The following is a 24,684-nucleotide window of genomic DNA, read 5'->3' on the forward strand; positions in this document are numbered from 1 at the left end:
CTTTGATGTTGACCGGGTTGACCTCAAAAATCAATTGTTATACTTGATTCGGGCCGCATAACTGAACATTTAGCAACCCAACCGGACACAGTGAGCAATTCGCTGTGTCCGGTTTTTGCGTTTATTTGAAAAACCTACTTGACAAAACGCACTGGACTTTGATACCTTCACCATCTACAAGTGGATTTTCAAAGCATTTATCGCTGTCTATCTGGTCACACACACCTTTGATATTACGATGGCGATATTTGAGCTGGGGCAGCACATTGTCCAGCAAAGCACGGGCATTATCACGGGCAGCACCAGCATAGATTTCGCCACCGTCCTGGGGGATGTGGAGGGCCAGTTGGATGCCATGGGCATCGGGGAACTGATCGGCCTGCTGGTAGAAACCCTGCTTTTGAGAATCACATCACCTATCCTGTCCCTGTGTATCATGCTGGTGCTGGTGGGACGGATGATAGAAATTTATATCTATTGCTCCGTAGGGGCGATCCCCTTTGCCACCATGACCAACCGGGATTGGGGGCAGATGGGCCAAAACTATCTGCGTGGTCTTGCGGCTCTTGGGCTGCAAGGCTTTTTCATTATGATCTGTGTGGCAATTTACACCGTTCTGATCGGCGGCATTACAAGCGGCGGCAGCCTTCACATTTCCATTTGGAAGTGCGCTGGGTACACCGTTCTGTTGTGCTTCTCCCTGTTCAAGACGGGAGCGGTATCCAAGTCGATCCTGAACGCACATTAACATGAAATGGAGGAAAAATTATGAGCAGCGAAATCACTAAGACCGAGCGTGACCAGACCATCAAGCTGGATGTGAGTGCCAAGGTCTATCCTACGAAGGACCCCAAGCAGGAGAAAGGGAGCATTCTGGCCTTTGCCAGCGCCAACATTGGCGGCTGTTTCGCCGTGACCGGCATCAAGATTGTGGAGGGCAAGGACGGGCCGTTTGTCGCTATGCCCAGCCAGTTCGGAAAGGATAAGCAGCACCATGACATCTGCTTCCCCACCACGTCAGCCATGCGGGAGGCGCTGAATACCGTGGTCATGGACGCTTACCGGGATGTGCTGGAGCAGCAGGCCACCCGCGCGGCGCAGGCGGTGGAGCGGCTTTCCGAGCGGAGTACGAAGCCCTCTCTGCGGGGTGCGCTCCAAAACGCCATGAAGGATGTCGCAAGCCGCCCTCCCCAGGAGGGACAGCGGACAGCGGAGCAGGGGGCGCGCTGATATGCTCCGGTTGGTCCCTGTTTCCCTGAGAGACGCCAACGCCTTTGTAGCCGCCCACCACCGGCACCATAAGCCGGTGGCAGGGCATAAATTTTCCATCGGCTGTGAAGCAGAAGGGCGGCTGGCCGGTGTGGTGATCGCTGGCCGCCCGGTCAGCCGCCACCTGGACGATGGGCACACGATGGAAGTGACCCGTCTCTGCACCACCGGGGAGCGGAACGCTTGCAGTATGCTCTATTCAGCGGCGGCAAGGGCGGCAAAGGCTATGGGGTATCGGAAAATCATCACCTATACCTTGGATACGGAGGACGGGGCCAGCATCCGGGCGGCAGGCTGGACGTGCGCCGGTCCCGCTGGCGGCATCCACTGGACGGGCCAGCGCCGCCCAGCCGCTGATCTCTGCCCTCCGCAGAAGAAATTGCGGTATGAGAAACTATTATAAAGGAGTCTTTGATGAACGCAGAAAAATTGAATCAGGAACTATACGATAAAATGACAGCGGAGCAGAAGGAATACCGCTCTTGGCTGGTGGAACAGACGCCGGAGGAAATTCTGAACCATGCTTTTGAATATTCTGCCCGCGAAGATATTCTGATGGCAATAACGGTGCTGACCCTCCCCGCGCAGCAGGCGGCGGCGCTGTTGACCTCTCCCTCTCCGCTGGCGGATATTTACAAGGACTTCCGCAACACGGAGACAAATCAGATGGAAGTTGTGGTGGACTGCATCGAGGGGCGGGCAGAAAGATTGATAGAGAAGCAGCGGGAAGCCATCCGCTCCATCCCACTCTACCAGCAGCCCGGAGAATATGCGAGAGAACACGGGGAACTGGATGCTTTCCGGGCCTCATATCAGGCAAATGTGGCCTGTAAAGAGGCCATAGAAGCAGCGATTCGGGCAGGCTTCGATGGGATGCACCTCACTACAGACCCCAAGGAGATATTGGCAGAGTTCGGCCCGGAGCGTGTGACCTTTGTGCTGGCCGCCACGATCCAGAGCAAAGGATGGGATGAACGCTTTTCCCGCAGCAATAAGGCGTGGGCAGCGGCTGTCCCCATGTTTGATCGGGAAGATCGCCGTCGCCCCTATATTGTCCACATCCATACTACAGTGGTAAATGGCTTTGTTGATATGGTACGGAAAGAGCTGGCTGCTATGCGGGATCAGCCGGGTCAGACGGCAGAGAAGCCCTCCATCCGGGGCCAGCTTGCGGCGGCGAAAGCGGTACAGGCGGAGAAGCCCGCCGCCCAGCAGCGCCAGAAGGATAAGGAGGCGCGATAAGATGGACTTGCGGGAAAGGGCGGCTGAGATCGCTAAGAAATATGAGGGCCTGTCTATGCAGGACAAGATAGGGATCATCGCGCAGACCTTTGGATGTACGTCCGGCAAGATTGAAACCTCCCCTTGCTTCAGGAAATGGCGCGGCACAAGCGATATGTTCATCAGATTTGATAATGGCATATCTATGTTCCTCGGCAATGAGAGAACGCCGCAAACCAAAACCGCAAAAGTGCGGAACAAGTATGTCAATGCCACTTTGATGTGGTATAACCCGGAGATCGTAGCCGCAACAAAGGAAGCCGCTATCGCCGCACTGAGGAAGTGTGAGGTCAAGGATAATATGATCGCCGCACAAAAGGGGCTGAAGCCATACACCGTGCTTAATGTGGAACTCAACGATGGAGCGGGTAGTAAAGGCAGGTATATTGGCTGGTACTATGTGACAATTGCGGTTGGCGACAAAATCCACGCTCATTTAGAAACTGACTTGGCACATTCCATAGCAGACGGCACTGTGAGTGAAAGCCCCACGCGGGAGAAATATTTTGCGGCGGGAGCATTGAAGGAGGCCGATGTTGACTATGTTTTCAACAATGTCGGCTTTTCCGTAACCGTTGGTTCACATACCCTGCCTATCAGCAAGGATGTTCTGGAACGTGCGGAAAAAACGCTTGCGGAACGCGGCAGAGCGAAGGCGGCGGAACAGACCCAGCCGTGCAGGCCCTCCCTCCGTGACCAGCTTGCGGCGGCAAAGGAGGCGCTGGCGGAAAAGCCCAACATCCAGCGGCAGCAAACGGACAGGGGGGCAAGGTAGCACATGAAACTCAAAGAAATCGAAACGGTTGACCTTTGGGATGGTATGGCTACCTATTGGGCTACCTTATCGGACATACCGGAGATATTCCAAATCATAGCCAAGCAAATCGACGGCGAGAAATACAACGGTAACGGATTCGGCGTAACTGTGGGCTATAACCTTGCCCAAATGCGCCCCTTTGTTTTCACAGACGAAAACATAATAGAGAACGTTGGCAGGATTCGCTATGTAGACGATAAATACCCATCAGAAGGTATTAGCAGAATTTTTTATACGGACAAGGCTGGATGGAGGCATTGGTTTCGGATTGGGCGTGATAATGAACTCAACAAGCAAATTTTCGATGCCTGTGCCCGGATCATCGCCGGTATTGATACGCCGCAGGGCTATACCATACAAAAGACCGTTAAATTTGACAGCGGGGTTGGCCTGGTATTCGCAAAAAAGGATGATCCAACCTACCCGTTCTCATCTTGGGCGTTCAAAGAAACTCCGCAAGGGTATCGGTACTATATCTGGAGCAGCTGCTACGCGGACGAAAAATCTGCGGCAAGAGCATTTGAAAACGCTTTTGCCGTACAATCATATGATGCGCACATCGTCTACTTCCACACAGTCGAAACCACTGTACGGAGAGATGGGGCAAAGCCCTCCATCCGTGAACAGCTTGCAGTTGCAAAGGCGGCGCTGGCAGAGCGGCCCACAGTCCAGCGGCATCAGAAAGACAAGGAGGCGAGATAATGCCATTTGTGCCGGTCCCAAAGGACCTCACGAAAGTCAAAACAAAGGTTGCCTTCAACCTTACCCGCCGTCAGCTTGTATGCTTTGGCGCGGGCGGTCTGGTTGGCATCCCCACCTATCTTCTCACACGGGGCAGTATCGGTAACGACGCGGCGGCTTTGCTGATGATCGGACTGATGCTGCCCTTCTTTCTTTTTGGCATCTATGAGAAGGACGGCCAGCCCTTTGAACAGGTGCTGGGCCACATCATCCGGGCGCAGTTCCTCTATCCCAAAGGCAGGCCCTATCAGACGGAAAATATCTACGCCGCTCTGGAGCGGCAGAACCAAAAGGAAAAGGAGGCTATGAGGCTTGAAAAATCAGCAGCAGGCAAAACAGGCAAAGCGTCTGGAAGCCGGAAAAAGACAGCTCGCCGCAGAGAAAGCGGAGGCACGAAGCGCCATCCGGCTCACGCCGGACGCCAAACTCAGCGGCACGGATAAGCGGCGGCTGGTCGCGTCCATCACCAAGGCGAAGAAGGACGGCAGAATCCCCCGCACCGCCCAGCAGACCATTCCCTATCAGGAGATGCGCCGGGACGGTATCTGCGTGGTCAGCAGCCACTACTTCACCAAGCAAATCCAGTTCTACGACATCAACTACCAACTGGCACAGAACGAGGACAAAAACCAGATTTTTGAGAATTACTGCGATTTCCTCAACTATTTTGATTCCTCCATCCGCGTTCAGCTCTCTTTCCTCAACCAGAGGGCGGATATGGAGGAACGGACACGCTCCATCCATATCATGGATCAGGCTGACGCCTTCAACAGCATCCGTGAGGAATATTCGGATATGCTGAAAAACCAGCTTGCCAAAGGCAATAATGGCCTGACCAAGACCAAGTACATCACCTTTGGCATTGAGGCGGACAGTTTGAAAGCGGCGAAGCCCCGGCTGGAACGCATTGAGGCCGACATTCTGGCAAACTTCAAGGCGCTGGGGGTAAAGGCCCACTCCTTGGACGGCTATGAGCGGCTGATGATCCTGCATCAGATGTTCCACCCGGCAGGCGGTCAAAAACTGCGTTTCTCTTGGGACGCCACCTAATAAGACCGGCCTTACCTCCAAGGACTTCATCGCCCCGGACAGCTTTACCTTCTCCCATAAACAGCGGTTCCAGATCGGCAAGACCTATGGGGCTATGTCCTTCCTGCAAATCCTCGCCCCGGAACTGACGGACCGGATGCTGGCCGACTTCCTTGATCTGGAGAGCAGTCTTGTCGTCACGCTCCATATCCAGTCTATTGACCAGAGCGCCGCCATCAAAAATATCAAGCGGAAGATCACCGACCTGGACGCCATGAAGATACAGGAACAGAAAAAGGCCGTCCGCGCCGGGTATGATATGGACGTGATCCCCAGCGACCTTGTTACCTTCGGAAACGAGGCCAAGACGCTGTTAGAGGATTTGCAAAGCCGCAATGAGCGGATGTTCCTGGTGACGATGCTGGTGCTGAACACGGCGGACACCACGCAGAGGCTGGAAAACAATGTGTTCCAATCGGGTGGCGTGGCGCAGAAATACAACTGCGCCCTGCGGCGGCTGGACTACCAGCAGGAGCAGGGCTTTCTTTCATCCCTTCCTTTGGGGCTGAACCAGGTCAACATTCAGCGGGGCCTTACCACATCCAGCACGGCAATCTTCGTGCCCTTCACCAGCCAGGAGATTTTCATGGACGGCGAGGCTTTGTATTATGGACTGAACGCCCTCAGCAACAACCTTATCATGGCGGACAGGAAGCGGCTGAAAAACCCCAACGGAGTGTATCGTAAAGGAACGGGGACACCCCGAAAACAACAGGCAGTCAGGCCGCAGGCGGCACAGGGGCGCGGGAAAGGACGCGCCGAGGTGATTTTGACGGTAGTATATCACAGACAACCGAATATGGAAAGGGGGCTGATCCTATGCCGGCAGTAACAGCAGACAGGACGATTGAACGCACCGACAAGCCGCTGCACATCACAAAGCGGATTGGCTCCACGACCTACAAGGTGAGCGTCCATTTCAGCAGGACGAGCAGGGAAACCATGAGCGATAAGCTGGTACGCCTGATTGAACGGGACGCGGTGAAACAGTGAAAACGACACCGAGAGCCGCAGCGCCGGACAGCCGGAAAGAGGGAACCATGAACAACAAGCTGACTATCCTTTACGAGAGATTAAGCCACGAGGACGGGCGGGAAAATGAATCCCTGTCTATCGAACACCAAAAGGAATATCTGGAGGAATACGCGGCCCGGAACGGCTTCACCAACATCGTCCATCGGACAGACGATGGGTGGAGCGGCACACGCTGGGACAGGCCCGGATTTTTGCAGATTATGGAGGACATCGAGCGCGGCAGCGTGGGCCAAATCCTGATTAAAGACATGAGCAGATTGGGCCGCGACCACTTGCGCGTGGGGCTGTTTTTGGAACAGCTTCGGGAGCGGGGCGTCCGGCTGATCGCCGTGGCCGAGGGCATCGACACCGCCAAGGGCGAGGACGATTTCATGCCCTTCCGAAACATCTTTGCGGAGTGGCACGCAAGAGATACCAGCCGCAAGATACGGGCGATTTTCGGCGCGAGGACGGCGGCGGGAAAGCACGTCACCGGCGCACTCCCCTACGGCTATCTGCACGACCCGGACGACCGCCAGAAGTGGATTTTGGACGAGGAAGCCGCCCCCGTTGTCAAGCGCATCTTCCAAGGCGTTATCGAGGGCAAGCCCATCGCCAGAATTGCGGAGGAATTGACCGCCGAGCGGATACTCACTCCCGCCGCCCATTGGAGGGCCATCGGGGAGCGGGTGAGCATGGGCGCGGCGGGAGCAGACCCCTACAAATGGGCCACCGCCACCCTTATCCAAATCCTCAAAAAAGAGGAATATATGGGCTGGACAGTCCTCAACAAGACCGCCACGGAAAGCTACAAATCCAAGAAGCGGGAGGCCACCCCGCAGGAAAACCGGCTGATTTTCAAGGACACCCACCCCGCCATCATTGACGAGGAAACATGGAATGTCGTTCAGCGTCTGCGGGAAACCAAGCGCGTCCGGGAGCGCATCGGCGGCGAGCCGAACCCGCTGACCGGCGTTCTGTATTGCGCCGATTGCGGACAGAAGATGTACCACAAGCAGGGCAGCACCGGCAGGCCCGACCAGCCCCACCATGAATATGTCTGTTCCAGCTACCGCCACTATTCCCGAAGCTGTACCTGTCACTATATCCGTGTCAGCGTTGTGGAAAGTCTGGTGCTGGAAGCCATACGGCGGGTCAGCGGATATGTGCGGGAGAACGAAGCGGAGTTTATCGAGCGCGTCCGGGAAAAATCGGAGTTACAGCAGGAGGCGGCGGTAAAGGAGAGCCGCAAAAAGCTGTCAAAGGCCAAGCGGCGGCGGGAGGAAATCAGTGGCTTAATCAAGAAACTGTATGAAGCCTACGCCACGGGGAAGATACCCGAAAACCACTTTTCCGAACTGCTGACCGGCTACGATACCGAACAGAAAACCCTTGACGGGGAAATCGAGAGGTTACAGGCCGAAATCGACCGCTACAACACCGACAGCGTGAGGGCTGACAAGTTTATCGAACTGGTGAAGCGGCACACCGAGTTTACCGAGTTTTCCGCTTCCCTGCTGAATGAGTTTGTGGAGAAAATCATCGTCCATGAGGCCACCAAAACAAACGGAGTGCGGGAGCAGGAGGTTGAAATCTATCTGAACTTTATCGGCAAATTTGACCTGCCCGAACAGGAGGAACAGCCGGAGGAAACGCCGGTAAGAAAGAGCAGGAAAAAGCGCCGCCACGAAATGACGGAGGAACAGCGGGCGGCTTTGCGTGAGCGCGACAAGGTGCGCTATGCCCGAAAGGTAGCCGCCAGGAAAGCCGCCGAGGAAGCACAGCGGGCGGCAATCCTGAAAGGCACAGCCTACGAAATCAGGCCGCAGGAAGCAGTAGCCGCCCATGCCGCCATCTGAACCCCACCGAGCCGCCATGCTGAAAAAAGAGCGTGGCGGCTTTTCCATTCCCATCCATTCCAAACCGAAAATGAAAGGAGATTTTGACAAATGGCAAAGACCAAAATTGAGAAAATCGCAAGCATCGAGGAAGAAATCAAGCAGCTTGAAAACAAGAAAAAGCGGCTTATCCAGGAGCAGAAAGAGCAGGAGCGCAAGGACAGGACGAACCGCCTCTGCAAGCGCATGGGGTTTATCGAGAAGCTGCTGCCCGACACCATCCCGCTGACCGAGGAGCAGTTCAAGACCTTTGTGGAGCAGACCATCGCCACCGAACACAGCCGCCGCGTCCTGGACGGCCTGACTGCCCAGGACGCCGCCACAGCCCCCGCACAGGGCGCGGAAACGGCGGCGAGGGGGTACGTCCAACCCGCTGACAAAACCGCCCACACAGCGCAGGAGGACGGCGCAGACGGGGGCGCGGCGCAAGGGTAATGAGTTTGTGGGGGCAATAGGGAGATAGGTTGCCCCGCACTCAATCATCAAGTGGAGAAATCCTTGAAATAGCACACCAAGTATAGTATACTTGTAAAAAGATAGGAGGCGGTTTTATGCTTGATTGTTTGAGCTCTTGCGAGGGAAAAAGCCTGTTTCACGATTTTGAATTGACTTATATTGTTGCTGATTATCGAAACAAGCAAGTAACAATTCAGTTAAAAAGTCCACGCTTTCCGCAGAACATTCATGATCTGAAACTTTTTGGAGTGCAACATTTTCAAATGGAGTTTGCAGAACCGTGGGGAAAAGGTATCTATGTGGCGGGAACCCATATTAAGCAAGATGGTTCAATTCATTCTATGGAAATGCAGCTAAATTCTGGAGATTTAGTGACCGCTGAATTTGAACGTGCTGAATTTAATGGTGAGTAAAATTGTGGAGGTCACCATGTATCGAGAAAAACACATCATCGTATTTCTGGTAGCCGTACTTTTGGTGCTGATTACCGGCTGTCGGCATACAGAAGATAAACCTTTGTGGCAACAGTTGGACGAAGCGCAGTATAACAGATACAAGCCGCGTTTAGACCACATGATTGAGAAGTACGGCGAAGAATTTACGATGGATAACTACGGAACGGTTTTCTCCGTGGAACATCCAGATTGGAATTTCAATGTTAAATATTTGGAACAAAAGGGCTGTATCGTAGATAATTATATCGTGTTTCTCCGCCGGGACGAAATCAAGAGCGAAATAGAACCCATCTTAACGGACATTTATGGGGATTGCAAAATTTCGGTTTTGCCGGAATGGTTTGCGCCGCCATCCACGACTAAAGATACCACATCGACTGAATTGCTGTCCGCAGCTTTTCAAGGTGAAGCTAATTGCATGGTAATCGTTTGCTATACCACTGCACCCATTGAAAATAGGGACGCCGATTTGGTAGACGCAATTCAGGCTATCCAAGAGAACGGATACGCATTTACATTTTGTGTTCGCTACACAAATGGAGAGATTTTCGAGAAAATTCCAGACGAGCATTATAGAGAATTTCCTCTGGATATGAAAAGGTATTATTGTAAAACCCGGTCTTACATTTGGGGTAAATCCTGCTGGGACTATGAATGGGAAGAAGGGCAATTATCCGATATGAAAGAAACTGATTGAGGTGACGGTATCTTATGCTCAATATAGAAATATTAAAGGGAACAAGATTAAACGCTATTGGACGAGCTGCTGCAATGTGTTGGATTAGTTTGGGAAACTTAATTGAAATTGAAAGCCGTAGTGGATTGAGGACGGTTGGACAATATGCGTTAGATGTGGACTGCCCTTGGCGAATACGGTGTAATTCTAAAATACTATTAGCTTCAACAGATATGTTTGAACCGGCATCTACTCATCAGCATGATGAAACTTTTGAATGGGATATTCAAGGCAATAACCTATTTGATGAACGAGTTGCCATGTTGTGCAATAACGAGCCGATTATCACAGTTCAAAGCATTGAATTGTCCCCGACAAATGACTTAAAAATTATTTTTTCCAACAATTATATTTTGGAAGTATTTGTATGCGGGTCAACTGATGTAGAGCAGTAGAGGTTATTTGAACACAAAAAGTCAAAGGACGATTTTGTTGTTACGGGCTGTGGCCTTGTAAAAAATTAAATACGATTGCCTAACTTGCGCTCCTGCCAACCGGCGGGAGCGTTTTTCGTGGAAAGCGTATGACGAACCGGCGCAGACGGAAGCCAAAACGGGGTAGGGGCGCAAGGGTAACGGGCTTGCGCCCCTACCCTTGCTGAAAAGCAAGGGCGCACTTATATACCACATGAATGTGGTATGTGCGGTCTTGCAGACGGCGTTTTGTGCCTCTCGGCACAAAAGGACGGGGGAACGACCCGCAGAAAGGAGGACAGCCCATGGCAATCTACCATTGCAGTATCAAAATCATATCCCGCGGCAAGGGCAAGTCCGCCGTTGCCGCCGCCGCTTACCGGGCGGGGGAGAAACTCACCAACGACTTTGACGGGGAAACCCACGACTACACCCACAAGGGCGGCGTAGTCCATACCGAGATTTTACTCCCCGGCCACGCCCCCGCCGCTTTCTCTGACCGGGCGGTTTTGTGGAACGCCGTGGAGAAAATCGAGAAAGCGAAAAACGCCCAGCTTGCGAGAGAAATTGAAATTGCCCTGCCCCGTGAACTGACAAGGGAGCAGGGCATTTCTCTTGTCCGCGAGTATGTGAAAGAACAGTTTATCAATGCGGGAATGTGCGCCGACTTTGCCATCCACGACACGGGCGGCGGCAATCCCCACGCCCATATCATGCTGACAATGCGCCCCATTGAGCAGGGCGGCGCATGGGGAGCGAAGCAGAAAAAGGAGTACATTCTTGACCCGCAGGGCAAGAAAATCTATGACCCGAAAAAGCGGCAGTACAAGTGCAAGGCCATCCCTGCCACCGACTGGAACGAGCAGACCAAGGCCGAGGAATGGCGGGCGGCGTGGGCGCAGCTTTGCAACCGGGCGTTGGAGCAGTACGGACACGCCGGGCGCATCGACCACCGCAGTTATGAGCGGCAGGGTATCGACCAAATTCCCACCGTCCATTTAGGCGTTGCCGCTTCCGCTATGGAGAAGCGCGGCATCCGCACCGAGCGCGGCGATCTGAACCGGGAAATCGAAGTCACCAACCAAAAACTCCGGCAACTGAAAGCCCGTATCTCCAAGCTGCAAAAGTGGCTGAAAGAGGAACAGGAGAACACCGAACCGCCTACCCTTGCCGACTATATCCAGGGTATCCTGTCACGCAGGGCGCAGGCGGGAAAATCGCAGGTTTCCCAATCGGTGTATAACCTCAAGGACGCGGCGAAAATGCTGAATTTCCTGCAAGCCAACAACATCATGGATATGGCGGGGCTTGATGAAAAATTCAAGTCCATGATAGGGGAACAGCTTGACATTCAGCATAAACTGAAACCCATTGACCGGCGATTAGGCACTTTGAAAAAGCACATTGAGCAGGCAGACATTTACTTCAAGTACAAGGGGAAAAAGCCGCTGACCGAGGCCGAGCAAATCCTGTTCACGGCGGCGCACGACTATCTGAAAGGCGTGATGAATGGCAAGACCGCCCTGCCGGTAAAGGCATGGAAAGCGGAGTATGCCAAGCTGACCGCCGAACGGGAAACGCTCAACCGGCGGTATCTTGCGCTGAAAGGGGAAGTGAAAGAAGCCGAGCAAATCCGCAGGAGCGTTTACAATATCTTGCGGCAGGAACAGCGGGAGCAGCAGCCCCGCAGGGTGCAGGATATGGGGCGATAACGGACAGGGCGGCGGGAATAGTTAGTATCTGGCCCCGTCGCTCTGATTTAGCTTTTATTTGACCTACGAACCGGAAACTATTTATAGTTCTGTTAGATTAAGTGTTCTCTGGGCTTTTTCAATTTCCTGTATCAAAGCTTCCCCCACTACAATGATTTCTTTTCTCCAAGGATGGCCATACAACCCCAATGACCAATCAAATGATATAAAGAAATGATAATCACCATCTGGATAATAACTTGGAAAATACACATTACAGTTTCGCTCTGTATCATAAAAGCAATAATCCAACGGTATTTCCTCACATGGATTATAAATGAAACAATCGTGCCGCCAATCCAGTGCGTACATATCTTTAGCGTTTATTCTACAAAAAATGGAATTGATGATTTTTTCTTGTCTTTCAGAAAAATAGCAATTCAAGCGGTATTTCTTGCTTTTAATCGGAAAAGACAACCACAAATCATCGTTAGCCTTACAAGATGGTGAAAACAGGAAATCATAATATATTTTATCCCAGATTGCATTGTATTTGTCTTTATCCAAAATTATCTTCATGCTCTCTACCTTAAAAAACATACTTTACCTAAACAGGATTTGTCGGTGTGCACTGGGGAAATTATACTACAGCCAATGAAGAAAAGCAATCTGCATTTCCCATCCGTTCCAACTATCCAGACCGCCAGGGCCGAGTAGTATTTTTTCGCACAGGGCGCGAAAAAATCTCCTACTTGAGCCGTTGGTTAATTAGGTCTATCTCATCCGTCAATTCTTCGATTTCATCCTCAGAAAGAACATGACACAGTTCAGAAGAGAATAGGCAATTCAATTTATTTATATGCTTTCTAAAGAACCTCAACTCATCGGCTGAATGGAAAGCCGCCCTGTAAAAAAGAGTGCTATATACAGCCAATGCATCCAAGCCACCTTCGGATATTTGTTTTCCAAACTCATATAAGCATCTATCCACAGATTGCCTTATTGTAAAGTTTTCTGCAATAATGTACTCGTAAAATGCCTCGATAACATAATACTTTAGTTTATAAAACTCGCTCATGCTTATTGTTCTCCTTAAACACCGCCATCACTCATCACTCAGCCTGCGTGACCAAGGTACGCATGGGCAACACCGGCCTCACCGTTTGTGATGCTTCTGCCAACGGCGTAGGCCGAGGGAATAATCTATCATGTAAAGTAAGGGCATTCCTGCAATGAATATCCAAAAACATTCGTTTACAAATAGATACTCACAAATAGATATTAGATTTGTCATAAACGGCGAATAAAGAAAATCCGACTCCAAAAGCACGAGCGCAAGAACTATAAGCAGAATTACAATCTCGCAGAAAAGCCAGGGGAAGATGACTGCACAATAAATACATCCTAAAAGTGGAAGTTTATTTCGATCCTCTGGTGCCGTTTCAGAATCTTTTGATCTGGTACGCCGGGGAGAAATCAAAATACTTTGCAGTTTTTTGTTCCGAACCCGATAATAAAATTTCGATGATAACAAGAAAGGAAAATAGCAGGAGCATAAATTTTCGAGCAATATAGCTATTATCGCAAAACAGACCCATCCCATGATAGGGGGCAAGCAATTTTCAATCGTTATCATAACAAAACCACCTCCTGCATCTGTATTTAGTTTACCACAACAGCCGCCATTTTTCCACCATTTTTCATGGAAAGCGTATGACAAACCGGCACAGACGGGAGCCGGAACGAGGGCCGGGCGCAAGGGTAACGGGTTTGCGCACCTGCCCTTGACAAAAAGCCTAACAGAAATTTCAGATGTATGATGGCTCCAGCCGCAGGACCCACGCCTCCGGGATGGCCTCCTCAATCAGCTCCCGATTCAGATTGTACCAGCTTCCGCATTTGTCCAAAATGATAGCGTCTGTGGTGACCACGTTCTCCAAGTGGGAGAGGACGCCGTCCACGCTGGGGTGCAGCTCTACTTGGACCTGAACTGAGCGGCCCTCCGCCTTGTCCAGCAGCAGCGCCCGGAGGCGGCCAGAGTTGGACACCTGCTTGTCCAGATAGAACAGGGCATCCTTTACCCCCAGGGCCTCCATCCGGCCCAGCAGCAGTTCCACCGCCTGCACCGTCTTGTCCACGATGCGGTAGCTTCCCCGCAGTCCGGCCAGGTCCCGGATGGTGCTGTCCATCCCCTCCAGGAGCAGAGAACCGGACAGGGCCACCTCCAGGGTGATGATGGTGTTAAAGCCGTCCAGCACCAGGGACTGCGGCGCCTCCCGCAGACGCTTGCGCTCCCGCTCCTCCAGGGCGGCGTGGGGCGAGGTCATCCGGGCCAGAGCCAGCCGCTGGCGCTCCGAGAGCAGGTGGTGGTTGCCCACGAAGGTGGAGGCGGATTTGGTGTCGTAGCCTTGGTCCATCAGAAACACCAGCTCCTGAGCGGCGGCGTTCAGCTTGGCCGCAGCCTTGGGGCCAAATTCGATTGTGTCTTTCGGCTCATAGCCGCGTTTGACGGTTTCCATGGTGATCTCATCCCCTCGGTGATAACTTCTCACAATATCGAAATAATTGGAAGTTTTATCCGTAAATAGTATCTTCTTTCAGCGTTTTCCAACTGGTTTTGGAACGGAGAAATTTTCTTTTGTCTGCTATTCTTTCAAGAACAAATGGCTGCTTTTCGTCTTCGGATATGTCCAGCATTTTTTTGCCAAAAACATATTCAGGCTTCTCCATACATTCCTTTTGAATCCTCAGTTTTTCTTTTTCAGATATACCTTCGTAATTTACTGACAGCCGCCATTTTATAAATTTTTGCATAAGCTCATCTGCGATACCAGGACAACCTCGGAAATAAAAGTACATAGCACAATGCCAACAATTCCAAAAAGACATTTGCCAAGGGCCGATGATACTTTCAGAAAAATTGGGGGATTGTCGCAAGGCTTCAAATACATGATCCGAGTATTCCCATGTATGGAACTGTGCATATTCTGATGCTTTTTCCTCTGCGCAATGACAGAACTCCAACATACTCTGATAAAAGTCTTCAGGGTTGTCCTCGTAGTTTACACGGAATCTCTCGCGCTTCCCATAATCAATTCCTGAAATGTCGGAATTAACAGTTAAATCGCTTCCCCAAAGAAATTTAAGGTAAACATGAAGCGCAGCGCATCTTATATTTGTTGTGGGTCCAAAGTCAACAACAGTAAAATACCAACCATCATCCCGTACCCACCTACGGGTTTGACCGACTTGAAAAAAACCGAGAGGTTCTAATTGCTCTTTTGCTGCTTGCCTGACGATTTTTTTATGTTCGTCTGCCATTATAAATCTCCTCACATTTTTGTTAATATGGACTTGCCACTCCAATTATACCATCATCCCCGCCCCTCCTCAATCCATTTCCTAAAAAGAACCGCCCAGCTTCCCACCTTGACAACACCGTTGGCAAGGTCTACTATAAACGCAGAAAAGCGCCGGTGGGCGTTGTTGAACGGGAGGCGGCTCTATGAAATATGTCAGGCGCATTGTCTACTGCCTGTTGCTGACGGCGGCGGTGAACGCCCTGCCGCTGGTCTGGCTGCTGTACGCGAAATGGTCGGTTCTTGGTGCAGGGTGGCTGTTCCTGCCCTTGGCGGCGGCGTTCCTCTGGGTGAATCTCCACCCAATTCCAAAGACTGGCCCCACCAAGCGCATCCAGCGGCTGGCGGAGGGCTGTGAGCTGCTGCGGTTGTTCTGCGTGACCGCCACGGCCACCGTCCTGCTCCAGCTTCTCTGGCTGAACGTACTGCGTGCCGATATTGCGGCGGACAGCTTCCTTGACTGGTGGGGGTATTTTGGGGGCGCGATGGGCGTGCTGCTGGCGGTGATTCTGGAAGCCATTGTCTTCTGGAACGGCATGATCCGGGTCTACCTCACCTCGGTTCAGCTGGGGATCAAGCACCGGGTTCTGGCGGCTCTGTGCGGGTGGATTCCTCTGGTGAACCTCTGGTATCTGGTAAAAATCATCCGCATCTGCGGGGACGAGGTGGAGTTTGAAACCCAGAAGTGGGAGCTGGACGCGGTTCGGGCGGAGAGCGAGGTCTGCAAGACGAAGTATCCCCTCCTGATGGTCCACGGCGTGTTCTTCCGGGACTTCCGCTACCTCAACTACTGGGGCCGCATTCCCAGGGAGCTGATCCGCAACGGGGCCACAGTCTACTACGGCCAGCAGCAGTCCGCAGCGGCGGTGGAAGACAGCGGGAAGGAGCTGGCGGAGCGCATCCGGCAGATCGTGGAGGAAACCGGCTGTGGGAAGGTGAACATCATCGCCCACTCCAAGGGCGGGCTGGACAGCCGGGCCGCTATCGCCCACTGCGGGATGGCCCCCTATGTGGCGACCCTGACCACCATTAACACCCCGCACCGGGGCTGCATCTTTGCCGAATATCTGCTGGGCAAGGTCCCCCAGGCCGCCCGGCTGAAAATCGCGGCGGCCTACAACGCCACGATGAAGCAGGTGGGCGACCCCAACCCGGACTTCCTGGCGGCGGTGACGGATCTGACGGAGAGCGCGTGCCTGGCCCGGAACGAGGTGACGCCCGATGCCCCCGGCGTGGTGTATGAGAGCGTCATGTCCTACTGCAAGAAGGCCCAGCATGGCAAGTTCCCGCTGAATATGACCTACCCCATTGTCAAGCACTTCGACGGCCTGAACGACGGGCTGGTGTCGGTGGAGTCGGCTAAGTGGGGAGAGCGGTTCACTCTCCTGGAGCCCCAGGGGAAGCGGGGCATCTCCCACGGCGACGTGGTGGATCTGAACCGGGAGAACATCCGGAGCTTCGATGTGCGGGAGTTCTATGTAAAGCTGGCAGCAGATTTGAAGCGCCGGGGGTATTGAGCCAAATAATAATAAACACATAGCACAAAAGTGGGAGGAGGTTCTAATGATGAATCGGGACAATTTTTTGGAGGCACTCAATATAATCAAAGAACGTGTATTAGCGGAAAATGGTGAAATTTTTGATTTTGAAATTGGTGAGCCGGTCAGCAGGGAATTGATTGATGAAATCGAACGCAAATACGGAGTGCCATTCCCTGCCGATTTTGTCCGCTTTCTGACGACAATCGCGGGGAAAGTGGACATTTCATGGGGGATTTATACGGACGATTGGTTCAAACGGGGGCAACAGCTGCCGTTCAACTGTCCGGATAATGGGCGCCTTTATTGGGATGCGGAACAATATTTCCGTGACGAGATAGAATGGTACACACAAAATCCAAGAAATCTTCCGTTTTTACATCAGAAATTGTTGCTGAGTCAGGTGGGCAATGGGGATTTGATTTTGTTTGACCTTGCACCTGCTGAAAGTAAAAAACCCATTGTTTATTGCAGCCATGATGCAGACTATGAGGGACTTCCCCAGGTAGCTGCCTGCTTTGAAAATTACGTCGAAAGCCTTTTGAAACTTGGCTTGGTGGGAGATGATTTCTATAATCTTGAGCCATTCCTCAATTATGAAACTGGTAGCATAGATGCAGAACAGCCAAACGCTGTGGCATGGAGAAAATTGTTCGGACTGATGTAATATTTCTGCTTTTTTTGTTGAAGTAGGCCAAAGTACAGCTTGCAACCCATAGTTGCGGAATAGTTGGCAGCATCAACACGGCCTGATGCCGTAAAATCGCCCCATAGGAGGTGATTTCATAGCTGCGGGATTTTGGGGTATGTACGGCTTTCAGTTCTGCCACTACCTGTCGGCTTTGCTCGGCTTTCTGTCAGAGCAGTGTCTATCCTAACGACCCTTAGAGCGTGTTTGTCATTTTCTCTGTCTTAAACTCTCCCTTAGAGTGGGCCCTTCTGGTCGGTTCACAGTGGACCTACCCTCGGTTCTCCGCCAGGGCGCAATAACCCCCTGGCGGAGAACTTATATTTTTTCGCACTACTTCAGCCGGTATAAATTTGAGCTGAGACTCCCGTTCTCCCGCCAGCGCCGCTCCTTGGAGATCAGCTCCGCCCTGCACAGATCATTCAGTGCCCGCTTGACGGTAGAGCGGGACAGCCGCAACTCGGCGGAGATCGTGCGTATCCCCGGCCAGCACTTGCCCTCGCTGTCGGCATGATCCTTCAGGTACATATACACAGCCCTGGCCCGGTGGTTCAGATCGGACTGATAGATCTTCTCGAAGTATCCCATATACTACTCCTGCCCCCCATCTGTGCGGACAACCACAGGGGGAGGCGGCTCCCGCCTGGTGCGTCTGGACTGGGCGTAGGACGCGCCGCCTCTGGCGGCTGAAGTTTTCGGTGGGACCGGGGGAGCGGGAGGGGTATCGCTCTCCGTCTGCTGTGCGTGGTGACAGCGGAAGATGGCCTGCTCCAGCTCTTGCTTGTTGGCATAGGCCACAGTGCGCGCGGCCCGCTCCGGCAGCAGGTACGGATCACCGAAGGAGATGCCCCAGTCCAGGAAGAGCCTCAGCCGTGTCTGCATTGGGTGGGTCCCCGTCTTCATCACTACAAACTGGCCCTTGGGGATGGACTTCAGCTCATCCGGCGTCATGAGAGGCCGCTCCATCATCTGGAGGGAGCGGCTGGCGCTGTCTTTTCCGCCGCCCTTGCTCACCGAGCCGCTCATGACGGTGCGGCTGCCCAGGGCCTTGGACAGCACCTCGGCGGTCTGGGAGTTGGGGGCGAAGCCGCCGAAGATGGTATCCTGCGTATTGTCGACAATGATCTCCGCGCCCTCCTTGCCGTAGTTCTTCTCCAGTTGGGCCAGCGACTGAATGATCGGCACCAGAGTCAGTTTGCGGGAGCGGCCAGCGCTGAACAGAGGCAGGATGTCGAAGGCGGGCATGGTGCCCAGCTCATCGCAGAACAGCACCACCCGGTTGGGCAGCTTGCCGCCGTTCTCGTCCGCCACAGAGAACAGCTCACGGGACAGCGTCTGGATCATCAGGCCGGCCATGAAGTTCTTGCTGGGGTCTTCTTCCGGCAGAACGAGGAAGATGGCAGACTTCTGGGAGGCAAAGGCTTCCGCGTCAATGGCACTGTCGAAGCACAGCACCTGCTCCAGCTCGGAATCCAGGAAGGCGTTCAGCCTGGACAGCACCGTAGACATGACCGAGGCCATGGCCTGTTCCGCCGAGTTGAGAGCGGCTCCGGCGAACCACCGTGCCTTGTGCGTGTCGGGGAGTGTGTCCATCATGACCTGAAAGCCGTTCTTGCCCTTGGCGGTCTTGCTGGGCGCCAGCAGATCCTGCACCAGCTTGAACACGCTGACGATGTGCCGCCGCTCCTGGGGAGCCTCCTCTGTAGGCGGCAGATACTCCGCCAGCAGGAGAACGACTGCTGTAAGCAGTCCCTCAGCAGAATCGTAAAAGAACTGGTTCTGCCCATAATTACCGGCATCACCTTCTGGGTTTATGATGGTTTTCGCTAATATTTTTGCGTACTTCTCCGCCTTGGCTCTCGCCGCCAGATTGGACGGCTGCTCCCGGCAGATGTCCATGTAACGGTTGATGAGCGTGAGGAGGTTGTACCCGTCTGACCTGGTAGGATTGCGCAGGTCGATCACCGCCACCTTGTAGCCATAGTGCTGCAAGGCCACAGCGCCATAGTTCCGGGCCAAATCCCCTTTTGTATCAAGGGCCAGGAAGCTCATCCCGCTGGCGCAGGCGTACTCCATGTTGGGGTAGAGAAAGAACGCCGTCTTGCCCACGCCGGACGCGCCGATCATCAGGCAGTGGATGTCATCCGTGTCCACCAGGGCAGTGACGGCGTTCTTCTTCCCGACACAGCCCAGCACCAGCCCCTGTGCTTTAGGCAGATTCTTGCCGGAGCGCCACTCGCTCACATGGAAGGGGATGTGCCGGTAGGTCTGCTGGATTTCCTTCCTGTTGGCCCAGCGGGCGGTTCCATGCTGGCCGTCGCCAACCGTCTTGGACTTGATGTTGTCCAGATTCCCACTTCCGGAGAAGTGCGTGGCGGCGGCGATGAGCAGAAGCATCCCGCCCGCCAGTAAAATTAACATGATCGTCTGCGGCGTCATAAATTCACCCCATTTCTTGTTGCAGTGCCGCTTGTTCCTGTTTCTGCTGCTGTTTCAAAACGTCCGCCTCATACTTGACGGATATCTTTGCGCAGGACAGCGCCAGCTCCAGCCAGCCTTCCGTCAGCTGTCGTTTTTCCGCCTCACTGCGGATGCCAGGCTTTGAGGCCAGCTTCAAAACAGCATGAGCCTGTTCCGCCAACACAGCGGTGCGGCTGTTCAGGCTGCTCCGATTCTGGTGGGGATGGATACAGCTCCGCAGTTGCTCCAACAGTTCCTCACTGCTATGTGGTTCACCCAGCTGTCGCAGCCCCCGGCCATAGGCGTACAGAGCCAGCGCGGAGGCCAGCTCGATGCAGGTCGTGGCTCCCTCCGGGTAGTCCCTGCGGAGATTCATCTCATATCCGCAGAGCGCATTTGTCAGCTCACGGCCTACCCGTTCTGGAATGACACACTCCTCCATGTAGACTCCGATCCTGCCGCAGACCTCCGAAGCGGCAATAAGCTGGGGATGCTCCTCCGCCTCCTGAGCAGGGAGACCACGCCGGGCCTTGAGATCCTCGTTCCAGTCCTTGTGTTTGGACTGGAGCATCCCCACATCGTCATAGCCGCGCTCATGGAGGATGTCCGCCAGCCGCCCGCTGGCCTCGATGCCCGCCTCGTCATGGTCCAGGCAGAGGCAGACGGCGCGAAGGCCGGGGTTCTGCTCCAGCATCCAGAGCATGGCGTGTTCCGCTGTTCCGCACAGGGCCACATAGCTGTGTTCCTGCCAGCCTCGGGGGTAGCGTGAGAGGAAGGACATCAGGTCAATGGGCGCTTCGAAGACATAGAGGCGGCGGCTGGTCCCGGTGTAGTGAAAGCTGCACCGGGGATCGCTGCCTTCCACGTTGATGCGGAAGGTCTTGCCGAGGCTGTTCAGGCTGCGCTTGTGGGCGTGGCGTGGGACGCCGTTCTCGTCCCTACCGACAAAGACGGCATTGTGGTACTCTCTGTCCTTGAATTTTTCACAGCTCTCATACAGCAGTCCCGCCCGGACAAAAGCATTGACCACGTTCCGGTCCAGGAATCGGTGCTTGAGCAGATAGGCGTACATCCGCCGCATCTCCTGACCGGCAGAGGGCAGGGCAAATTCCTTTTTGGGTTTTTCTTTCTGCTTTTGGGCGGAAGCGTAGACGATTCCCTGTTCCCCGCCCAGCAGACAGGTGATGGCCTCTGGGTAGGAGAGGTTATAGAACTGCTGGACGAAGGAGATGGGGCCGCCGCCTTCCTTTATGGCATGATCGTACCACTCATTGCCCTGGACGGTGATGCTGTGATCACTGGCCAGACGGTACTCCGGCCCGGAGCGGATCAGCTTCTCCCCCTGATGGCGGAGGAACTCCACCAGATCTACCTCGCTTGCCCGGAGCTTCTGCTCCTCGGTAAAATGGATATAGGGCACTTTCTTCACCTCCAGATAACTCAAAAAGCCAAAGCGCCGCAGACACGGCGCTCTGGCTCTGATCGGTTTTGGTATTCATTATGATGGGGGCGTTGGATCATCCTCTCGCTGAGGGAACACAGGGAAGACAACGCTGGTCGTGGATGCCTGCCGCATCTTCTCCCAGATGGATTCACGGTAGATCCCCGCGCCTTTGATGGCGGTTTCGGACAGGTCGAAGCGGTAGTATTTCGCTGTGTGATCCTCCGTCCAGTATGGATAGGTAAAAAGATAGAACCGTTCCGCCTGCTCATGGCTGGCAAGGTAGAGCAGAAGCCGTGGCAGGTTGAGGTTGCCGCAGTGGGCAAAGACCCGGCCCTCCCGCCAGCACATGAACTCTCCGTCGTAGGACGGCTTTCCCTCCTGCCGCATCTGGCGGAGGGCGTTGATGCGTATTCTTTCGATCTCTGTGTGTGCGAACTGCTTCCAGCGGGTTTCCCGCGCCAGCTCTGAATAGACCTCCATCATCTCGCTGTCGCTTTGGATGTCTTGGTCGTATGAATAGGTGTGTTCCGTGACAGTGATCTTTCCATGCTCCAGCAGGAAGAGCGTCACCTCCATGGGGTGCTCATCCGCCAGGATCGAACCGCGATCCCGTCCGGAATAGGAGTTCATGATCTCGTCCAGACGTTTGGCGGAGTCAAGGTCACTTGAAAAGTTCAGCTCCATGTGGCGGCCTCCTGTAAGGATCTTTTTTGACCATTATACATGGGAGAGCCCTTTCGCGCAAGAGGCCGCGCCCCCATGCGAGACTTTTGGAGCCCTTTTGGAGCGGCGGCTATCGAAGCTGTTGGACTGGCTCCTCATGATCATCGGGCTTGTGGCCCATGGCGATCTTCTTCTCTCTGATCTTTCTCCTCAGCTTGCTGTCCACAAAGGAGATCCCGCCGCTGGGAGGCGGGGCCTGCTCCTGGAAGATGCGGCCCATGTGGTGGAGGAGCCGGGTGGCGCTGGCGAAGAGGGAGGGAGAGTCGTCCATGTGGTCGAGAAAATATCGGGCGTACTCATTGCCCTGTTCCGCCGCCAGTGTGAACCAGCGAACGGCGGATTCCCTGTCCTGGGAAATATCCTTGCCCAGCAGGTACAGCTTGCCGAGGGCATACTGCGCATACTGGTTTCCCTGTTCCGCAGACTCCGTCAGCCAGCGGACAGCGCCCGCTGTATCCTTTGCCACGCCATCGCCGCACAACAGCAGCTTGCCCAGCTGGTACTGCGCGAACTGGTTTCCAAGATCGGCGGACTGTCGGAACCAGCGCCGGGCGGCGGCAGGATCGTCCGCCTCCAGACGCAGCTTGCCCAGGGCATACATGGCGTACTGATTGCCCTGCCCCGCCGCCTGGGAGAACCAGATCACCGCCTGGGTCGTGTCCTGTGCCACCGACCTGCCGTCACGGTATAGCTTGCCCAGGGCGTACTGAGCGTAGTCCAGCCCGGACTCCGCCGCATGGGTCAGCCAGTTCAAAGCCTGTTTCATCTGTTCAGACGCGGCGTTGGAATCTGCGAGGATGTGCTTTGCCACCTGATACTCCGCATAGGGATTTTTCAGTTCAGCAGACTTCCCCAGCCACTCCAGCGCGGCGCTCTCATCCCGCTCGCTCCCCACGCCACGCAGGAGCATCCAGCCGATGCGGTACTGGAGCCGGTCATCAGGCCGCTCCTCTGCCAGCGTCCGGAAGCCCTGATAGGCCATAGAAAAATAGTGGGCAGCCTGCCGCTCATCTGATGTGCAGCCAACACCGTCCCGATATCGCTTTCCCAGTTCCCAGGCGGCATAGGGAAATCCCTGCGCCGCGGCAAGGGTGTACAGCTCCAGCGCCTTCTCATCATCCTGCGGCACACCCTTGCCCCGGCTGTAGAGGCCGGCGAGGGAGTATTGGGCGTACTTGTAGCCCTGCTTTGCCGCCTGGGAGAACCACTTCGCCGCCGCAGCATCATCCTGCTCCGTCCCAAGACCGCCAGCATACATTTTGCCGATACGGTACTCCACATAGCGGTTGGGGCGCTGCCGCTCCACAGTCTGGAAGGCAGAGAGCGCCTTGGCGTACCATGTATGGGACTGCTCCGCGTCAGCGTCTATGCCAACACCGTCCGCAAGCATTCTGCCCAGGTCGTGCATGGCCAGAGCGTTACCGCCGAGGGCCTCCTCCACGAAGAGGCGGTAGGCTTGCTTATGATCCTGGGGCGTATCGTCATCCCCATGCAGAAGAGTCCGTGCCCGCTTGTACCAGTCACTCCACACCACGGCGGGCGGCGCTTCGTCACCTGCCTCCGGTGCATCCGCTGGTTCTGCCTCTGGCTCAGGACTGGCGTCCTCGCCGGCCTGAGACGGCTCCTGGGTATCCGCCGGCGTGAACACCTCGGTGTGCTCACACAGCTGCACCGCCTCTTCTACCACCACATTCTTGATCCGCTTGAATTCCGTCTGCCGGGAGAGAGGGAGTCGATCCGGCAGGTCATCCCGATACGTCCGCAGCACTTCTTCCCGCAGCTGATACCACAGGTCATAGGCGGAGGCAACACGGGAGTCCTTTGCCAGCTCGTCCACGATCTCATCCACCACAGCCTTCAGCGGCGCTTTGAGATAGCCGTACTGCTTTCTGCCGGAGAGCATCTGACGGATCAGCTCCTTCATGACCTCGCCGGATTGCTGTACCAGCTCATCCCGGCGCTGGGTCTGCTGCCGGTAGATCTCCGTCAGCTCCTGACGGAAGATATTCTTTGCCAGTCCGGACTTGATCCGGGCGATACCCTCCTTATCCAGAAAGCCGGAGCGCCCATCCGTACTGTAGCAGACCATGTGGACATGGGGGTGCGCTCCTTCGTCGTGGTAGGAGGCGTACCAGCGGAACTGCTCCCAGGGTATCTTCATGGCGTCCGCGATCTGCGGGGCGTAGTTAGAGAGGAGGGCCTGCCACTGTCTGGCGTTGTTGTAGCCAAGCCGGTCAGCGTCCTCCCGGCGCAGGGAAATAATCGGCAGCCACACGTTGCCGGGATGGTTCGCCACCTCCTCCGCGATCCTGGACAGCTCCAGCGTATCGTCTGTGCCGTTGAACAGGCCATGCGCGCCGAGCCGCTCCGCACGAGGGCGCTGGGCGATGTAGCTGACGTAGTTCTCACGTTTGGCGATCTGGTCGTAGTTGTCCTCTATCGCCCTGGTGATAAACTCCGAGGCGGCGGCGCGGGTGGGGGAGGACTGATAGTCCTCGTACTCGAACATCCCGCGGCACACAGGGAAGTCCCGGAGGAGGGCAGATTGTCAATGAAGTGCAACAAAAAAGAAAAAGGAGGAGTCAGGAGGGTTTAAGAAAGAGTTCCGCAGG

General features: G+C 54.4%; 25 protein-coding genes and 2 pseudogenes. 17 read left to right on the forward strand and 10 right to left on the reverse strand.

The window, feature by feature from the left end:
* The first annotated feature begins 151 nt into the window (after window positions 1-151).
* The 15 genes and pseudogenes from D1646_RS18360 to mobQ all read left to right on the forward strand — a co-directional run bounded on the left by D1646_RS18360 (window position 152) and on the right by mobQ (window position 11,881).
* Window positions 152-748: a VirB6/TrbL-like conjugal transfer protein, CD1112 family gene (locus tag D1646_RS18360; RefSeq protein ID WP_279279959.1), complete on the forward strand. Its 597-nt coding sequence runs from the start codon at window positions 152-154 to the stop codon at window positions 746-748.
* A 20-nt stretch (window positions 749-768) separates the two neighbouring features.
* The gene (locus D1646_RS18365; protein ID WP_160637856.1) at window positions 769-1,230 is read left to right on the forward strand and encodes a SpoVG family protein; all 462 of its coding nucleotides are present in this window, start codon (window positions 769-771) and stop codon (window positions 1,228-1,230) included.
* 1 nt (window position 1,231) lies between these two features.
* Window positions 1,232-1,672, forward strand: a complete 441-nt coding sequence (locus D1646_RS18370) for an XF1762 family protein (RefSeq protein WP_160637857.1) — start codon at window positions 1,232-1,234, stop codon at window positions 1,670-1,672.
* Between the two features lie 11 nt (window positions 1,673-1,683).
* Window positions 1,684-2,511, forward strand: a complete 828-nt coding sequence (locus tag D1646_RS18375; RefSeq protein WP_160637858.1) for a DUF3849 domain-containing protein — start codon at window positions 1,684-1,686, stop codon at window positions 2,509-2,511.
* Between the two features lies 1 nt (window position 2,512).
* Window positions 2,513-3,325 (forward strand): hypothetical protein, encoded by an 813-nt coding sequence (locus D1646_RS18380; protein ID WP_160637859.1) that lies wholly within the window; start codon window positions 2,513-2,515, stop codon window positions 3,323-3,325.
* 3 nt (window positions 3,326-3,328) lie between these two features.
* Window positions 3,329-4,069: a hypothetical protein gene (locus D1646_RS18385; RefSeq protein WP_160637860.1), complete on the forward strand. Its 741-nt coding sequence runs from the start codon at window positions 3,329-3,331 to the stop codon at window positions 4,067-4,069.
* Complete coding sequence (locus D1646_RS18390; protein ID WP_160637861.1) at window positions 4,069-4,551, forward strand: PrgI family protein; 483 nt, start codon at window positions 4,069-4,071, stop codon at window positions 4,549-4,551. The genes D1646_RS18385 and D1646_RS18390 overlap by 1 nt, the downstream gene beginning before the upstream one ends.
* An 85-nt stretch (window positions 4,552-4,636) precedes the next feature.
* Window positions 4,637-5,876, forward strand: a pseudogene (locus tag D1646_RS23450) (conjugal transfer protein TraE); the annotation flags it as partial.
* A 140-nt stretch (window positions 5,877-6,016) separates the two neighbouring features.
* Entirely contained in the window at window positions 6,017-6,190 is a 174-nt protein-coding gene (locus D1646_RS18400) for a transposon-encoded TnpW family protein (RefSeq protein ID WP_160637862.1), read from the forward strand.
* Between the two features lie 47 nt (window positions 6,191-6,237).
* Window positions 6,238-8,070 carry a recombinase family protein gene (locus D1646_RS18405; protein WP_160637863.1) on the forward strand — a complete coding sequence of 611 codons (1,833 nt, stop codon included), beginning with the start codon at window positions 6,238-6,240 and terminating at the stop codon, window positions 8,068-8,070.
* A 90-nt stretch (window positions 8,071-8,160) separates the two neighbouring features.
* Window positions 8,161-8,544: a DUF3847 domain-containing protein gene (locus D1646_RS18410; protein ID WP_160637864.1), complete on the forward strand. Its 384-nt coding sequence runs from the start codon at window positions 8,161-8,163 to the stop codon at window positions 8,542-8,544.
* A gap of 116 nt (window positions 8,545-8,660) precedes the next feature.
* Entirely contained in the window at window positions 8,661-8,978 is a 318-nt protein-coding gene (locus D1646_RS18415; protein ID WP_160637865.1) for a hypothetical protein, read from the forward strand.
* 16 nt (window positions 8,979-8,994) lie between these two features.
* The gene (locus tag D1646_RS18420; RefSeq protein WP_160637866.1) at window positions 8,995-9,717 is read left to right on the forward strand and encodes a hypothetical protein; all 723 of its coding nucleotides are present in this window, start codon (window positions 8,995-8,997) and stop codon (window positions 9,715-9,717) included.
* 14 nt (window positions 9,718-9,731) lie between these two features.
* Window positions 9,732-10,151, forward strand: a complete 420-nt coding sequence (locus D1646_RS18425) for a hypothetical protein (protein ID WP_160637867.1) — start codon at window positions 9,732-9,734, stop codon at window positions 10,149-10,151.
* Window positions 10,152-10,474: 323 nt separating this feature from the next.
* The gene (mobQ, locus tag D1646_RS18430) at window positions 10,475-11,881 is read left to right on the forward strand and encodes a MobQ family relaxase (RefSeq protein ID WP_160637868.1); all 1,407 of its coding nucleotides are present in this window, start codon (window positions 10,475-10,477) and stop codon (window positions 11,879-11,881) included.
* A gap of 81 nt (window positions 11,882-11,962) precedes the next feature.
* Here mobQ and D1646_RS18435 read toward each other — a convergent pair whose 3' ends face one another.
* The 4 genes from D1646_RS18435 to D1646_RS18450 form a co-directional block, all read right to left on the reverse strand.
* Window positions 11,963-12,439, reverse strand: coding sequence for a DUF2716 domain-containing protein (locus D1646_RS18435; RefSeq protein ID WP_160637869.1), 477 nt, complete (start codon window positions 12,437-12,439; stop codon window positions 11,963-11,965).
* 169 nt (window positions 12,440-12,608) lie between these two features.
* Window positions 12,609-12,938, reverse strand: coding sequence for a hypothetical protein (locus D1646_RS18440; protein ID WP_160637870.1), 330 nt, complete (start codon window positions 12,936-12,938; stop codon window positions 12,609-12,611).
* Window positions 12,939-13,668: 730 nt separating this feature from the next.
* A complete protein-coding gene (locus tag D1646_RS18445) occupies window positions 13,669-14,379 on the reverse strand; it encodes a DUF434 domain-containing protein (protein WP_160637871.1) in 711 nt (236 codons plus the stop codon).
* Window positions 14,380-14,434: 55 nt separating this feature from the next.
* Window positions 14,435-15,181 carry a hypothetical protein gene (locus tag D1646_RS18450; protein WP_160637872.1) on the reverse strand — a complete coding sequence of 249 codons (747 nt, stop codon included), beginning with the start codon at window positions 15,179-15,181 and terminating at the stop codon, window positions 14,435-14,437.
* A 184-nt stretch (window positions 15,182-15,365) separates the two neighbouring features.
* Here D1646_RS18450 and D1646_RS18455 point away from each other — a divergent pair, with 184 nt between their 5' ends.
* Window positions 15,366-16,736: a triacylglycerol lipase gene (locus D1646_RS18455; RefSeq protein WP_160637873.1), complete on the forward strand. Its 1,371-nt coding sequence runs from the start codon at window positions 15,366-15,368 to the stop codon at window positions 16,734-16,736.
* A 46-nt stretch (window positions 16,737-16,782) separates the two neighbouring features.
* On the forward strand, window positions 16,783-17,424 hold the full coding sequence (locus D1646_RS18460) for an SMI1/KNR4 family protein (protein ID WP_160637874.1): 642 nt from the start codon (window positions 16,783-16,785) through the stop codon (window positions 17,422-17,424).
* 354 nt (window positions 17,425-17,778) lie between these two features.
* Here D1646_RS18460 and D1646_RS18465 read toward each other — a convergent pair whose 3' ends face one another.
* From D1646_RS18465 to mobP3, 6 genes and pseudogenes are all read right to left on the reverse strand, one after another.
* On the reverse strand, window positions 17,779-18,033 hold the full coding sequence (locus D1646_RS18465) for a helix-turn-helix domain-containing protein (RefSeq protein ID WP_120485663.1): 255 nt from the start codon (window positions 18,031-18,033) through the stop codon (window positions 17,779-17,781).
* A gap of 3 nt (window positions 18,034-18,036) precedes the next feature.
* Window positions 18,037-19,842 (reverse strand): VirD4-like conjugal transfer protein, CD1115 family, encoded by a 1,806-nt coding sequence (locus D1646_RS18470; protein WP_243154244.1) that lies wholly within the window; start codon window positions 19,840-19,842, stop codon window positions 18,037-18,039.
* Between the two features lie 46 nt (window positions 19,843-19,888).
* Window positions 19,889-21,325, reverse strand: coding sequence for a DUF3991 and toprim domain-containing protein (locus D1646_RS18475; RefSeq protein ID WP_160637876.1), 1,437 nt, complete (start codon window positions 21,323-21,325; stop codon window positions 19,889-19,891).
* A 78-nt stretch (window positions 21,326-21,403) separates the two neighbouring features.
* Entirely contained in the window at window positions 21,404-22,033 is a 630-nt protein-coding gene (locus D1646_RS18480) for a hypothetical protein (RefSeq protein WP_160637877.1), read from the reverse strand.
* Window positions 22,034-22,142: 109 nt separating this feature from the next.
* The gene (locus D1646_RS23790; protein ID WP_279279960.1) at window positions 22,143-23,480 is read right to left on the reverse strand and encodes a tetratricopeptide repeat protein; all 1,338 of its coding nucleotides are present in this window, start codon (window positions 23,478-23,480) and stop codon (window positions 22,143-22,145) included.
* 264 nt (window positions 23,481-23,744) lie between these two features.
* Window positions 23,745-24,602: pseudogene (gene mobP3, locus D1646_RS23795) on the reverse strand (MobP3 family relaxase); the annotation flags it as partial.
* Window positions 24,603-24,684: the final 82 nt, after the last annotated feature.

The organism is Pseudoflavonifractor sp. 60, assembly GCF_009911645.1.
Classification (GTDB): domain Bacteria; phylum Bacillota; class Clostridia; order Oscillospirales; family Oscillospiraceae; genus Lawsonibacter.